The following is a 12970-nucleotide window of genomic DNA, read 5'->3' as shown; positions in this document are numbered from 1 at the left end:
GTGATGACGAGCACCGAACTGCTGACCCGCGCGGACGCACTCCGGCACGGCCGGACCCCGTTCGTTCTGGCCACGGTCGTCCGCGCGGAACGGCCCACGAGTGCCAAGCCCGGGGACAGCGCGCTGGTGCTGCCCGACGGCACCGTCGAAGGCTTCGTGGGCGGCACATGCGCCGAGACGACGGTGCAACTGCAAGGTCTGCGTCTGCTGGAGACCGGCGAGTCGCTGCTGCTGCGGATCACGGCCGCCGCGGACGCCGGGGCCGAAGACGCGGAGGCGACGGGCCAGGGCCTGGTGACGGTGGCCAATCCGTGCCTGTCCGGCGGGACGCTCGACATCTTCCTGGAGGCCAACCTCCCGCCGGCACTGGTGCACGTCTACGGACACGCGCCCATCGCCCGAGCCCTGCTCGACGTCGGTCGCGTGCTCGGCCTCGACACTCGGCCCGCGTCGCCCGGGGAGCCGTTGCCGCCCGATCTGGACGTCGTCGTCGTTGCCTCGCACGGCCGCGACGAGGAGCCCGTGCTGATCGAGGCCGTGCGCGCCGGGGTCCCGTACATCGGGCTGGTGGCCAGCCGCAGGCGCGGCGCGGCGGTACTCGCCGGGCTGGGCCTCACCGAGGAGCAGCGCGCGCGCGTCCGGACCCCGGCCGGCCTGGACATCGGCGCACGCACCCCGGCGGAGGTAGCGCTGTCGGTGTACGCCGAGATCACCGCGTTGCGGCGCCCGCGCGCCCGGGCCGTGCGGCCCGCAGGCGCCGCCGGGGCACCCGCCGTCGTCGAGGCGGTCGATCCCGTGTGCGGCATGACCGTCGCGGTCACCCCCGCCACCCTCTCACTGGACCGGGACGGCGGCACGGCGTACTTCTGCGGGCCGGGGTGCCAGCACGCCTTCGCCGACGACCCATCCCGTTACGCACATGCCTGACCTCGACGCCCTCGTACCGGATGTCCCCGCCCTGCGCTCGCGGCTGGACGCCGTCGGCTACCTGGCGGACGACGCCCTGGCCACGGCGCTGCTGCTGGCCGTGCGCATGCGGCAGCCGATCCTGCTGGAGGGCGAGCCCGGCGTGGGCAAGACCGAGGCGGCCCGCGCCCTCGCCGCCGTACTCGACACCCCGCTGATCCGTTTGCAGTGCTACGAGGGGCTCTCCTCGGCCGAGGCCCTCTACGAGTGGAACTATCCGCGGCAACTGCTGGCCATCCGGCTGGCCGAGTCCCGCGGGGAGTCCCTGCAGGACACCGACCTGTTCGCCGAGGACTATCTGCTGCCACGGCCGCTGCTCGCAGCGATCTCCCACCCGGGACCGCGGCCGGCCGTGCTGCTCATCGACGAGGTGGACCGCGCCGACGACGAATTCGAGGCGTTCCTGCTGGAGCTGCTGGCCGATGCCGCGGTCACCATCCCCGAACTGGGGACCCGGAGGGCCACGGTGCCGCCGGTGGCGGTACTGACCTCCAACCGCACCCGGGATCTGCACGACGCGCTGAAACGCCGCTGCCTCTACCACTGGATCGACTACCCGGACACCGCGCGGGTCGCCGCGATCATCCGCAAACGGGTGCCGGAGTCGGCCGGGTGGCTGGCCGCGCGCGTGGCGCACGGTGTGGCGGCGCTGCGTGCCCGGCAGGAGCTCACCAAGCCGCCCGGCATCGCCGAGGCGATCGACTGGGCAGGCGCGCTGCAGGCGCTGGGGCTCTCCGTTCTCGACGCCGATGCCGCGGACCGCACCCTGGGGGCGGTGCTCAAGTATGCCGAGGACCTGCAGACCGTGCGCCGGGCCGGGCTGGCGGAGCTGGTCGATGCGGAGACCGGCACCGATGCCTGACCTGCCGGAACTGGCCGCCTCGTTCACCGTGGCCCTGCGCGACGCCGGGATCGCGGCCGGCCCCGACCGCACACGGTGCTTCGCCCGGGCCGTCACCCTGCTGGCGCCGTCGACGACGCGCGAGTTGCGGCACTGCGCGCTCACCACCCTGGTGTCCGACCGCGAGCAGATCGAGCTGTTCGGCGCGGTCTTCCGCGAGGTCTTCGGCGGCCCGGCCGACCGCGGAGCACGGCGCGGGCAGCCCGGCGACCCGCCCCGGTCGCTCCCGGGCACCGTCCCCGGCGCCGACAGGAAGGCCACCGCGGACGGAGACGGCCGGGAGGGCGACGCGCAGCCGCGGGAGGTGGCCCTACCCCTTGCCGCCAGTCCCCTCGACCACCTCGCCACCCGCGACTTCGCGGCCCTGTCCGCCGAGGAACTGGCGCGCCTGGCCGAGCTGATGCGCACCGTCGCGCTTCGCACCCCGACGCGGCCGTCCCGTCGGCGCCGTCCCGCGCCCCACGGCGAGCAGGTCGACCTGCGCCGGACACTGGCCGTCAGCCGACGCACCGGCGGATATCCCCTGCGGCTGCGCCGCTTCGTACCGCGCACCCGTCCCCGCGATCTCGTCGTGCTCTGCGACATCTCCGGATCGATGGAGCCCTACGCCCGCGCAATGCTGCAACTGCTCTACTGCGCCTCGCGCGCAGCCCGGGCCGAGGTGTTCACCTTCGCCACCCGGCTCACCCGCCTCACGCCCGTCTTCCGGCGGGCCGGGCCGTACGACGCCCTGGAACGGGCCGGGCGGGCAGCCCCGGACTGGTCCGGGGGCACCCGGATAGCAGACTGCCTCGCGGAGTTCAACGAACGGTTCGGCCGACGCGGCATGGCGCACGGCGCCGTGGTTGTCATCGTCTCCGACGGCTGGGACACGGGCGCGCCCGCCGCCCTCGCCACCCACATGGCGCGGCTGGCCCGCGTCGCCTACCGCATCGTATGGGTCAACCCCCGTACGGCAAGCCCCCGTTACCGTCCGCTCGTCGGCGGCATGGCCGCCGCACTGCCCTACTGCGACGCCGTCGTCAGCGCCCACAGCTTCGCGGCCCTGGACGACTTCACCGCCGCCTTGTCCGCCCCTGGCCGCCGACGGTGACCCGGCGCCCCTCCCGTGCCGGTCCCATGACGTTTCGAGGTGGCGGCCCGGCGTCGGGGGGTCGGACATCCGGCGGGCCTCACGCGCGCGGCGTGAAGCGCCAGGCCGTGAGCGCCGCGTCGTCGCGCTTGCGCAGCGCAGCGTTGAGATCGCCGAGCGCGCGGATCACCTCGAGGTAGCCGTCGAGCTCGAGCGCGACGAAGTGGTCGATCACCACGCGGCCACCGGGCTCAACCGCGCGCGTGATCACCGACGCACCGGACAGGAACGTCTGCTGGGGCGCGGCCGGAAAGCCGGTGCGGGCGAGCGCCACCAGCAGCGCCTCGATCCGCGTCGGATCGACCCGGCCGCGCACGCTGCGGACCTCGCCCTCGGCCCGCTGCTGGTAGCCGAGCGTGCCGGCGGTCGTCAGGGTCAGGATCTGCCGGCCCCCGGCGCGTCGGCCGCAGTCGGGTGGCCCACAGACGGCCCAGAGGGCATGAAACGGTGCCGGGCCAGAGACTGACCGTCTCTGGCCCGGAACCGTTTCGGGGCTGGCTCTACCCGCTCCGACCAGCGGCTACAGCACCGGCAGGCTCTTGCGCAGCTCGAAGGCCGTGACCTCGGAGCGGTACTCCTCCCACTCCTGCTTCTTGTTGCGCAGGAAGAAGTCGAAGACGTGCTCGCCCAGCGTCTCCGCGACGAGCTCGCTGCGCTCCATCAGGTCGATCGCCTCGCCCAGGTTCTGCGGCAACGGCGTGATGCCCATCGCGCGCCGCTCCGCGTCGGACAGCGCCCACACGTCGTCGTCGGCACCGGCCGGGAGTTCGTAGCCCTCCTCGACGCCCTTGAGGCCCGCCGCGAGCAGGACCGCGTACGCGAGGTAGGGGTTGGCGCCCGAGTCGAGGGAGCGGACCTCGATGCGGGACGAGCCGGTCTTACCCGGCTTGTACATGGGGACGCGGATCAGCGCGGAGCGGTTGTTGTGGCCCCAGCAGATGTACGAGGGGGCCTCGCCGCCCGCGCCCGCGCTGCGGGTCGAGCCGCCCCAGATGCGCTTGTAGGAGTTGACCCACTGATTCGTGACGGCCGAGATCTCGGCGGCGTGCTTGAGGAGGCCGGCGATGAAGGAGCGGCCGACCTTGGAGAGCTGGTACTCGGAGCCCGACTCGTAGAACGCGTTGCGGTCGCCCTCGAAGAGCGAGAGGTGGGTGTGCATGCCGGAGCCGGGGTACTCGCTGAACGGCTTCGGCATGAAGGTGGCCTGCACGCCCTGCTCCAGCGCGACCTGCTTCATGACCAGGCGGAACGTCATGATGTTGTCGGCCGTGGACAGCGCGTCGGCGTACCGCAGGTCGATCTCCTGCTGGCCCGGGGCGCCCTCGTGGTGGCTGAACTCCACCGAGATCCCCATGGACTCGAGCATGGTGATCGCCTGGCGGCGGAAGTCCATGCCGACGTTCTGCGGGGTGTGGTCGAAGTAGCCGGAGCTGTCCGCCGGGGTGGGCCGGCTGCCGTCGACCGGCTTGTCCTTCAGCAGGAAGAACTCGATCTCCGGGTGTGTGTAGAAGGTGAAGCCCAGGTCGGAGGTCTTGGCCAGGATCCGCTTCAGCACAAACCGGGGGTCCGCGAAGGACGGGGAGCCGTCGGGCATCAGGATGTCGCAGAACATCCGGGCCGTGCCCGGCGCCTCGGCCCGCCAGGGCAGGATCTGGAAGGTGCCCGGGTCGGGCTTGGCGATCATGTCGGACTCGTATACCCGGGCGAAGCCCTCGATCGCCGAGCCGTCGAAACCGATGCCCTCGTCGAAGGCCTGCTCGAGTTCGGCGGGCGCGACCGCGACCGACTTCAGGAAACCGAGTACGTCGGTGAACCACAGGCGCACGAACCGGATGTCGCGCTCCTCGAGTGTGCGGAGCACGAATTCCTGCTGCTTATCCATTTCCACCCATCCTTGCCGGTCACGCCGCCGCCCTGCCTGCCTGCCTGCCACCCTCGAGCATGCCATCTGTGGGTTTCCGGCGCGTTGCGCACCGCGGCTGAGGCCATTGTGGGTCAGGGCACACCCCGAGACGACCCTGAGGGGTCCCTCACTCCACCCCGACATGTGTCAGCTTTCTTTGACACACGTCAGCGGGGTGCGTCAGCCTTGACTCACGGACACCGACGAAGGGGGCCGCGATGGGCGAGTTCCCGGCCGGCGGGCAGCGCGGGGACGGGCCCGACGGCGAGGCATTGCTGAAGGTGCTCACCGCCCTCGGCAACCCGCACCGGATGCGGATCGTCGCGGCGCTGCTGGGCGGCCGTAACTACGTCAGCCGGCTCGCCCGTGAGCTCGGCATCGGCCGGCCGCTGCTCCATATGCATCTGCAGCGGCTGGAGGCGGCGGGGCTGGTCATCGGGGAGCTGGAGCTGTCCGAGGGCGGCAAGGCGATGAAGTTCTTCGAGCTCACGCCGTTCTGCTACGCGCTCACACCCGAGGCCGTCGCGGCGGCGGCCCGCACGCTCCCCGAGGAAGAGAAGGACGCGATGAAGGAGACGGCCACATGAACGCGAATCTGGTGGGAGCGGTCGGAGCCGGCGGGCTCTTTCTCCTCCTCATCGTCATCGTCTGGCAGGTCGCCGCGACCTGGCGGGCTCGCGCGCTGGCCGCCCGTGACGAGCAGTACCGCCAACTGGCCGACAAGTACGCACGGTTGCTCGACGACAGCACCGAACTGCACAGGCGCACCCTCGACGAGCTGACACAGGCCCGGCTCTCGCTGACCTCGATGGAGAAGATGATGCGCGAGGTCGAGTGATGCCCGGCTCGTAGCAGACCGGCTCGTCGACGACCCGGCTCGCACAGGAGCGGTACGGCCAGGAGCTGCAACTCCCGGCCGTACCCATGGAGAACAGATCCCAGGCACGGCCACCCCTTCACCGCGGCAGGTCTTCACACCCTCACGCCACGGTGCGGGTCCCGTGCGCCCCGAACTCCACACACAGGAGATTACTCATGAAAGCGCTGCTCAAGCGCCTGGCCGGTGCGCCGGGCGGCAGTCGCACCAAATGGTTCGTCCTCGTCGGCTGGCTGATACTCGCCGCCGCGCTCGGCCCTCTCGCGGGCAAACTGGGCGAGGTCGAGGAGTCCGGCCCGAACGCCTTCCTGCCGCGCGGCGCCGAGTCCGCGCAGGTCAACACGGAGCTGGAGAGGTTCCGTACGGACGCGGTGATGCCTGCGGTCACGGTGTACAGCGCCGCCGGTCCGGGTGCGACGATCGGCGCGGCCGAGCGGGCCAAGGCCGAGGCGGACCGGACGGCCTTCGCCCGGTACGCCGCCGACGGCGAGCAGGTCTCCCGGGTGCTGCCGTCCGACGACGGCAGGGCCCTGATGCTGGTCGTCCCGCTCTCCTCCGAGGACGGGATCAGCGACAAGGTCGAGGAGATCCGCACGGTCGCCGGGGCAAACGCCCCACCCGGCCTCGATGTCGAGGTCGGCGGACCGGCAGGCTCGCTGGTCGACCAGATCGCGGTCTTCGACTCGCTCGACTCCACCCTGATGATCGCCACCGGCATCGTGGTGGCCGTCCTGTTGCTGATCACCTACCGCAGCCCTGTCCTGTGGCTGTTCCCGCTGCTGTCCGTCGGCTTCGCCGCCGTTCTCACCCAGGTCGGCACCTATCTGCTGGCCAAGTACGCCGGGCTGCCGGTCGATCCGCAGAGCGCGGGCATCCTGATGGTGCTCGTCTTCGGCGTCGGCACCGACTACGCCCTGCTGCTGACAGCCCGCTACCGCGAGGAGCTGCACCGCCGCAAGGACCGGCACACGGCGATGAGGCTCGCGCTGCACCGCTCGGGCCCCGCGATCCTCGCCTCGGCCGGCACCGTCGCCGTAGGCCTCGCCTGCCTCTCCCTCGCCGACATCAACTCCTCGCGCTCCATGGGTCTGGTCGGCGCGGTCGGTGTGGTCTGCGGCTTCCTGGCAATGATCACGATCCTGCCGGCGCTGCTGGTGATCGCGGGCCGCTGGGTCTTCTGGCCCTTCGTGCCGCACGTCACGCGGGCGCCGGTAGCCGGTGCCGCGGACCCGGCCGGCAGGTCGGTCACCGTCTGGTCCCGTATCGGCACGGCCGTCGCCCGGCGCCCGCGCTGGTCCTGGCTGATGTCCGTCGCCGCCACCGGTGTGCTCGCGGTGAGCGCCCTCGGTATCGACATGGGTCTGCAGCAGTCCGAGATGTTCCAGGACAAGCCCGAGTCGGTCGTGGCCCAGGAGCGGATCTCGGCCCACTACCCCTCGGGTGCCTCCGACCCGGCGACGATCGTGACGGACGCCGGCCGCGCGGGCGCGGTCGAGGCGGCGGTCTCGGAGGTCTCGGGCGTGGCCAGGGTCGAGGACGGGGAACGCACTCCGAACGGCAGGCTCGCCACCCTGTCGGTCGTGCTCGAGGACGCCCCGGACAGCCAGGCCGCCAAGGACACGATCGATGTGCTGCGCTCCGAGGTCCGTACGGTCGAGGGGGCAAAGGCCCTGGTGGGTGGTACGACCGCGCAGACGCTGGACACCCAGCGGGCCGCGGACCGTGATCTGCGGACCGTCATCCCGGTGGTGCTGGTGGTGGTCCTGCTGGTGCTGGTGTGGCTGCTGCGGGCGATCGTCGCCCCGGTGCTGCTGCTGGCCACCGTCGTGATCTCCTACTTCGCGGCGCTGGGCGCCTCCAACCTCCTGTTCGAGCACGTCTTCGGCTACGCCGGTGTGGACTGGTCGATCCCGCTGATGGGCTTCGTCTTCCTGGTGGCCCTCGGTATCGACTACAACATCTTCCTGATGCACCGGGTCAAGGAGGAGTCCGTCCGGCTCGGTCATGCCCGCGGTGTGCTGGAGGGCCTGACGACCACCGGCGGCGTCATCACCAGCGCAGGTGTCGTACTCGCCGCGACGTTCGCGGTCTTCGCGGGGCTGCCGCTGGTGACCATGGCGCAGATGGGCGTGATCGTCGGAATCGGAGTCCTGCTCGACACCTTCCTGGTGCGGACGGTGCTGGTGCCGGCGCTCGCCCTCGACCTGGGCCGCTGGTTCTGGTGGCCGGGACGGCTGTTCCGGGCCGCCGGGCCGGACCAGCGCGAGACACCGGAGCACGAGCCGGAGCAAGAGCTGGAGCAGAAGCAGGAGCCGGAGCGCGCGCCCGAGCGGGTCTGACCTCCCGACGCGCCCCCGCGGACCCGTCGCCTCGTCGCGGCGGGTCCGCGGCTTGTTCGCACCGCGCATTCCAGCCCCACATGGCGTACACGGCGCGCGCGCCTACTACGATCGGCCGCCATGGAGGGTTCGCGGACCAGCCGCCTCGATCGCACCGAGCGTCCCACGGCTCTGCTGAGCGCCGTGGCGACGCTGCTCGGTGCGCTCTTCATCTGCCTGGGCCAGGCCGATCCGGGTCCGCACCACCCCACCGCCACCGCCGAACGCGGTGCAGCGGCCGCGCCCGTGACCGCGTACACCTGTCCGTACGACGACGGCGCCTGCGGTCTCCTTCCGGTGCTGAGCCCCGCCGTGCTCACCGCGCCGCCGCTGGATGCCCCGCTCGAGGCGGGCGTCGAGCCCCGATACCCCGGCGAGCCTCAGGCCGCAGGCCGTCCGGACCGCTCCCAGGCGCCCGCCCGCGCTCCCGACCTGCACGTCCTTCAGGTGCTGCGGACGTGACGTAAGGCACCACCGCCCGCACGCTCGCGCGCGCCTGCGCGCGCATCCGAACGCAGATTTCCGCGACTTCCGCAGACCTCACGAAGGACGATGTCCACCATGGCTTCTCGTCAGACGACCAACGACCGCCGGGCCCGAATAGAGCAGATGCGCCGTGCCGAGCAGGCCCACGAGCGACGCAACCGCATCATCACCATCAGCGTCAGCGCCCTCGTCGTGGCCGGCCTGGTCGGCTTCGGCGCCTTCGTCCTCAACAAGAAGTCGGAGGAGAAGGAGCAGGAGGTCGCGGCGGCCAAGGCACCCATCGAGGACGAGCAGTCCTGGGACGCGAAGAAGCTGACCAACAAGCACGTCAAGACCCAGGTGAAGTACCCGATGAAGCCTCCGGTCGGCGGCGACCACAACGAGGTGTGGATGAACTGCAACGGGGACGTCTACAAGGAGGCCGTCCCCGACATGAACGCCGTCCACTCGCTGGAGCACGGCGCTGTCTGGGTGACGTACACCGACAAGGTGTCCAAGGCCGATGTGGACAAGCTCGGCGACCGGGTCAAGAGCACGCCGTACTCGCTCATGAGCCCGTACAAGGACCAGAAGGGCGCGATCATGCTCAGCGCCTGGGGCAAGCAGGTGACCGTTGACTCGGCCGACGACCCGCGGGTGGGACAGTTCTTCACCAAGTACGTGAACGGCCCCCAGACGCCGGAGAAGGGCGCGGCGTGCACGGGCGGGCTGAGCGGGGAGTGACGGGCATGACGCGCACGCACTGGGCCGCCATCACGGCCGTCGTGCTGGCTCTGCTGTTCGCCGGGGCCGCCACGGTCGCCACCGCGGGCAGCGGCGACCCGGCCGCAGCCCGTACCCCGACGGCGGACTCGGCGGACGCCGGCTTCGCCCGGGACATGTCGGTCCATCATCAGCAGGCCGTGGAGATGTCCTTCATCGTCCGGGACCGCACACGGAACGACCAGGTGCGCAGGCTCGCGTACGACATCGCCAACACCCAGGCGAACCAGCGCGGCATGATGCTGGGCTGGCTGGACCTGTGGGGTCTGCCGAAGGTCGCCGCCGACGAGGCGCCGATGGCCTGGATGAAGGGGAAGGGCACGTCCGGGCACGGCGGCCACGGCACCCAGGAGGCCGAGGACGGTCCGCTGATGCCGGGCATGGCGACCAAGGCCGACCTCGAGCGGCTGGGCGGGCTGAACGGCAAGCAGGCCGAGGTCTTCTACCTCCAGCTCATGATCAACCACCACAACGGCGGCGCGGCCATGGCCGAGGAGTGCGCGAAGCTGTGCACCGTGGACACCGAGCGCAGACTCGCTCAGGACATGGTGGACGCCCAGCGCTCGGAGGTGGAGCTCATGGTCGACATGCTGCACCAGCGCGGCGCCGAGGTGCTGACCTGAGGCACGCCCCCGCGTGACCTTCCCGGGCCCGCCCGGTCCGCCGCCGCGCGGACCGGGCGGGCCCGGGGCGTTTCACGGGAACGGGTGGTCCGGGCGTCCGGCGGCTGCGGTCGCGTACCCCGAACGGCCCAACGACAATGGGTTGCGCTCGGGGCCGTACGGCATCCAGGAGGCACACACCCATGACCACCGCCAAGGACATCATGCATCCCGGGGCTCAGTGGATCCCCTCCCACGAGACCCTCGACAGGGCCGCGCAGCTGATGCGTGAGCTGAATGTGGGCTCGCTGCCCATAGCGGACGAGAACGAACGGCTGTGCGGCATCCTCACCGACCGCGACATCGTCATCGGCTGTGTCGCCATGGGTCACGATCCGTCGCAGGTCACGGCGGGCGACATGGCCAAGGGCACGCCGCGCTGGATCGACGCGGGTGCGGATGTGGACGCGGTACTGCAGGAGATGCAGGGCCATCAGATACGCAGGCTTCCGGTGATCGAGCGCAAGCGCCTGGTCGGGATGATCAGCGAGGCCGATCTGGCCCAGCACCTGACGGAGGAGCAGCTCGCCGGATGGTGCGAGCGGGTCTACGCGACCTGACCTGCCCTTCGGATGCGCAACGGCGCCGGCGGCCCGCCGGGACGGACCGCCGGTGCTGCACATGCCATGCATACCCTGAGGGGGTAGGCTCCGGTTCATGGCCGATCATCGGGGTACGCGCTGGGGGCAGTTGATACTGCTCGTTGCGCTGCTCTGCGGGATCGCCGCCATGCACACCACGGGCCATCCGTCGGCGGAATCCGGGCACGCGGCTCACCGGCCCGCGCACACCGGCCACACCTCCGTACAGCCGTATCACGCCCGCGTGGCGGATGTACCGGCCGTCGAGGAGCACGCACCCGTCCCCGCCATGGACCCCGCCTCGGTCTGTCTCGCCGTGCTCGGCGCGTGGGGTCTCGCGCTGCTGGTCGTACGGCGGGCGCTGAGCGGCCGGGTCGATCTGTCGTCCGCGTCCTGGGCCTGGTTGCCGCACACGCTGCGGGCGAACGCACCACCGGTGACGGGTGTGCTCGCCCGGGTGTCGGTGCTGCGGATATAGGAGCGCGTCCACCGCTTGCGCAGGAGCGCAGGCGGGGCACGCGCTTCCTCCGCACACCCTTCGACACCCTCACGAGGTGCAATCAGTCATGCGTAGGCACATCACGCGCCGCTCCGTGCTCGGAGCATCGATCGCCGCGGCCTGTACGGGATTTCTGGCCGCCTGTTCATCCGCCGACGACGGCCACGGAGCAGCTGGCCGGCGCCCCGCGCACGGCCCCTCCCACGGCCCCTCCCACGGCTCCCGCCACGACTCCCCGCCCAACGACGGAGTGGCCAGGCCGAACGGTTATGTCTCCCCCGACGGCAAGGAGGTCCAGGCGGCCGAGGCTGAACGCCACAGCTCGGGCCGGGTACGGAAGGTGCGGGTCACGGCCACCGCGACCACGGTCGAACTCGGCGGCGGCCGGACCGTCAGGACCTGGGCCTACGGGGACGATCTGCCGGGCCGGGAGGTACGGGTCACGGCCGGGGACATCCTCGACCTCACCCTCGCCAACCATCTGCCCGAGGACACCACGCTGCACTGCCACGGCATCAGGATGCGCAACGACATGGACGGTGTGCCGCATGTGACGCAGGCGCCGATCCGGCCGGGTGAGCAGTTCAGGTACCGCTTCACGGTGCCCGACCCGGGGACGCACTGGTTCCATCCGCACACGGGTGTGCAGCTGGACCGCGGGCTGTACACCCCGCTGATCGTCGAAGACCCGAAGGAGCCGCTGTCGTACGACAAGGAGTGGGTCGTCGTCCTTGACGACTGGGTCGACGGGGTCGACGGCTCGACTCCGGACGAGGTGCTCGCCGATCTCAACAAAGGCATGGACCACGCGGGCGGCGGCCACGGCGGCCACGGGGCCGCCAAGTCCGGGTCCCGGGCCGCGTCACCCTCGGCGCACCCCGGCCGGCGCGGCCCGTCCCGGGTGCTGACGGGGTCCCGGAGCAAGCTGCTCGGCGGTGAGGCGGGCGATGTCGACTACCCGTACTTCCTGATCAACGGGCGGACGGCGGAGGACCCCACGCAGTTCCGCGCCAACCCCGGCGACCGCATCCGGCTGCGCATCATCAACGCGGGCGGTGACACGGCCTTCCGGGTGGCGCTGGGCGGTCACCGGCTCACGGTCACCCACACCGACGGCTTCCCGGTCAAGCACGTCACGACCGACGCCCTGCTCCTGGGCATGGGCGAGCGGTACGACGTGCTGGTCACCGCCAAGGACGGAACCTTTCCGCTCACCGCGGTGGCCGAGGGCAAGAAGGCGTCGTCGATGGCCGTCCTGCGCACCTCGGGCGGGGCACGCCCGGAGTCCGGGGCACGTCCGGCGGAGCTCGGCCGGAAGGTGCTGCCGTCGGCCTACACGCTGGAGCCCGACGAGTCGGTGGCCCTCGACCGGCGGGGCAAGTACGACCGCCTCATCAAGATCAAGCTGACCGGCGGCATGAAGAAGTTCGACTGGGCGTTCGACGGGAAGCCCTACTCCCCGGACCGGCGTATCCCGGTGCGCTCCGGAGAGCGGGTGCGCGTGGTGTTCATCAACACCACGGACATGTGGCATCCCATCCACTTGCACGGCCACACCTTCGCGGTGACGGGCGTCAACGGCCGCGGCGCCCGCAAGGACACGGCCGCGATCCTGCCGCACCGGAAACTGGTCGCGGACTTCGACGCGGAGAACCCCGGCCTGTGGATGCTGCACTGCCACAACCTCTACCACGGGGAGTCCGGGATGATGACGACTCTCGCCTACCGCTCGTAGCCCCTGGGGGAGGGGCACGGCACTCCGCCCCTCCCCCAGCCACTCGCCCGGCAGCGGGAGCGTAGGGGGCCGAGGTGGCCCTCACCAC

At 71.3% G+C, this 12970-nt stretch carries 14 protein-coding genes; 12 read left to right on the top strand and 2 right to left on the bottom strand.

Annotated elements, in window-relative coordinates; translation table 11 throughout:
- Positions 1–3: 3 nt before the first annotated feature.
- The 3 genes from OHS70_RS26860 to OHS70_RS26850 are packed head-to-tail and all read left to right on the top strand — an operon-like array spanning position 4 to position 2960.
- Positions 4–927, top strand: coding sequence for an XdhC family protein (locus tag OHS70_RS26860; protein ID WP_328401375.1), 924 nt, complete (start codon positions 4–6; stop codon positions 925–927).
- Positions 920–1828, top strand: a complete 909-nt coding sequence (locus OHS70_RS26855; RefSeq protein ID WP_328401373.1) for an AAA family ATPase — start codon at positions 920–922, stop codon at positions 1826–1828. The genes OHS70_RS26860 and OHS70_RS26855 overlap by 8 nt, the downstream gene beginning before the upstream one ends.
- On the top strand, positions 1821–2960 hold the full coding sequence (locus tag OHS70_RS26850) for a vWA domain-containing protein (RefSeq protein WP_328401371.1): 1140 nt from the start codon (positions 1821–1823) through the stop codon (positions 2958–2960). The genes OHS70_RS26855 and OHS70_RS26850 overlap by 8 nt, the downstream gene beginning before the upstream one ends.
- Before the next feature lie 79 nt (positions 2961–3039).
- Here the strand turns inward: OHS70_RS26850 and OHS70_RS26845 are convergent, their stop codons facing one another.
- Both OHS70_RS26845 and OHS70_RS26840 read right to left on the bottom strand, forming a co-directional pair.
- Positions 3040–3315, bottom strand: coding sequence for a hypothetical protein (locus tag OHS70_RS26845; protein ID WP_328401369.1), 276 nt, complete (start codon positions 3313–3315; stop codon positions 3040–3042).
- A gap of 204 nt (positions 3316–3519) precedes the next feature.
- Positions 3520–4881, bottom strand: coding sequence for a glutamine synthetase family protein (locus OHS70_RS26840; RefSeq protein ID WP_328401367.1), 1362 nt, complete (start codon positions 4879–4881; stop codon positions 3520–3522).
- A 239-nt stretch (positions 4882–5120) separates the two neighbouring features.
- Here OHS70_RS26840 and OHS70_RS26835 point away from each other — a divergent pair, with 239 nt between their 5' ends.
- From OHS70_RS26835 to OHS70_RS26795, 9 genes are all read left to right on the top strand, one after another.
- Positions 5121–5489 (top strand): ArsR/SmtB family transcription factor, encoded by a 369-nt coding sequence (locus tag OHS70_RS26835; protein WP_328401365.1) that lies wholly within the window; start codon positions 5121–5123, stop codon positions 5487–5489.
- Complete coding sequence (locus OHS70_RS26830) at positions 5486–5740, top strand: hypothetical protein (RefSeq protein ID WP_328401363.1); 255 nt, start codon at positions 5486–5488, stop codon at positions 5738–5740. Before OHS70_RS26835 ends, OHS70_RS26830 begins: the two co-directional genes overlap by 4 nt.
- A gap of 197 nt (positions 5741–5937) precedes the next feature.
- On the top strand, positions 5938–8118 hold the full coding sequence (locus tag OHS70_RS26825) for an MMPL family transporter (protein ID WP_328401361.1): 2181 nt from the start codon (positions 5938–5940) through the stop codon (positions 8116–8118).
- Positions 8119–8238: 120 nt separating this feature from the next.
- Positions 8239–8619, top strand: coding sequence for a hypothetical protein (locus OHS70_RS26820; RefSeq protein WP_328401359.1), 381 nt, complete (start codon positions 8239–8241; stop codon positions 8617–8619).
- A gap of 99 nt (positions 8620–8718) precedes the next feature.
- On the top strand, positions 8719–9366 hold the full coding sequence (locus OHS70_RS26815; RefSeq protein WP_328401357.1) for a DUF3105 domain-containing protein: 648 nt from the start codon (positions 8719–8721) through the stop codon (positions 9364–9366).
- A 5-nt stretch (positions 9367–9371) separates the two neighbouring features.
- The gene (locus tag OHS70_RS26810) at positions 9372–10028 is read left to right on the top strand and encodes a DUF305 domain-containing protein (protein WP_328401355.1); all 657 of its coding nucleotides are present in this window, start codon (positions 9372–9374) and stop codon (positions 10026–10028) included.
- 182 nt (positions 10029–10210) lie between these two features.
- Positions 10211–10627, top strand: coding sequence for a CBS domain-containing protein (locus OHS70_RS26805; RefSeq protein ID WP_328401353.1), 417 nt, complete (start codon positions 10211–10213; stop codon positions 10625–10627).
- A gap of 97 nt (positions 10628–10724) precedes the next feature.
- Positions 10725–11126, top strand: a complete 402-nt coding sequence (locus OHS70_RS26800) for a hypothetical protein (protein WP_328401351.1) — start codon at positions 10725–10727, stop codon at positions 11124–11126.
- 88 nt (positions 11127–11214) lie between these two features.
- Positions 11215–12882, top strand: coding sequence for a multicopper oxidase family protein (locus OHS70_RS26795; RefSeq protein ID WP_328401349.1), 1668 nt, complete (start codon positions 11215–11217; stop codon positions 12880–12882).
- The last annotated feature ends 88 nt before the right edge of the window (positions 12883–12970 follow it).

The sequence above is a fragment of the Streptomyces sp. NBC_00390 genome, from assembly GCF_036057275.1.
Taxonomy (GTDB): domain Bacteria; phylum Actinomycetota; class Actinomycetes; order Streptomycetales; family Streptomycetaceae; genus Streptomyces.
This window is presented reverse-complemented; position numbering and strand designations above follow the sequence as displayed.

Excerpts from the sequence above, each read along its gene's own strand:
- OHS70_RS26830 (WP_328401363.1), top strand. The coding sequence starts at position 5,486 with ATGAACGCGAATCTGGTGGGAGCGGTCGGAGCCGGCGGGCTCTTTCTC.
- OHS70_RS26800 (WP_328401351.1), top strand. The coding sequence starts at position 10,725 with ATGGCCGATCATCGGGGTACGCGCTGGGGGCAGTTGATACTGCTCGTT.
- OHS70_RS26810 (WP_328401355.1), top strand. The coding sequence starts at position 9,372 with ATGACGCGCACGCACTGGGCCGCCATCACGGCCGTCGTGCTGGCTCTG.
- OHS70_RS26825 (WP_328401361.1), top strand. The coding sequence starts at position 5,938 with ATGAAAGCGCTGCTCAAGCGCCTGGCCGGTGCGCCGGGCGGCAGTCGC.
- OHS70_RS26805 (WP_328401353.1), top strand. The coding sequence starts at position 10,211 with ATGACCACCGCCAAGGACATCATGCATCCCGGGGCTCAGTGGATCCCC.
- OHS70_RS26820 (WP_328401359.1), top strand. The coding sequence starts at position 8,239 with ATGGAGGGTTCGCGGACCAGCCGCCTCGATCGCACCGAGCGTCCCACG.
- OHS70_RS26855 (WP_328401373.1), top strand. The coding sequence starts at position 920 with ATGCCTGACCTCGACGCCCTCGTACCGGATGTCCCCGCCCTGCGCTCG.
- OHS70_RS26860 (WP_328401375.1), top strand. The coding sequence starts at position 4 with ATGACGAGCACCGAACTGCTGACCCGCGCGGACGCACTCCGGCACGGC.
- OHS70_RS26835 (WP_328401365.1), top strand. The coding sequence starts at position 5,121 with ATGGGCGAGTTCCCGGCCGGCGGGCAGCGCGGGGACGGGCCCGACGGC.
- OHS70_RS26795 (WP_328401349.1), top strand. The coding sequence starts at position 11,215 with ATGCGTAGGCACATCACGCGCCGCTCCGTGCTCGGAGCATCGATCGCC.
- OHS70_RS26850 (WP_328401371.1), top strand. The coding sequence starts at position 1,821 with ATGCCTGACCTGCCGGAACTGGCCGCCTCGTTCACCGTGGCCCTGCGC.
- OHS70_RS26815 (WP_328401357.1), top strand. The coding sequence starts at position 8,719 with ATGGCTTCTCGTCAGACGACCAACGACCGCCGGGCCCGAATAGAGCAG.
- OHS70_RS26840 (WP_328401367.1), bottom strand. The coding sequence starts at position 4,881 with ATGGATAAGCAGCAGGAATTCGTGCTCCGCACACTCGAGGAGCGCGAC.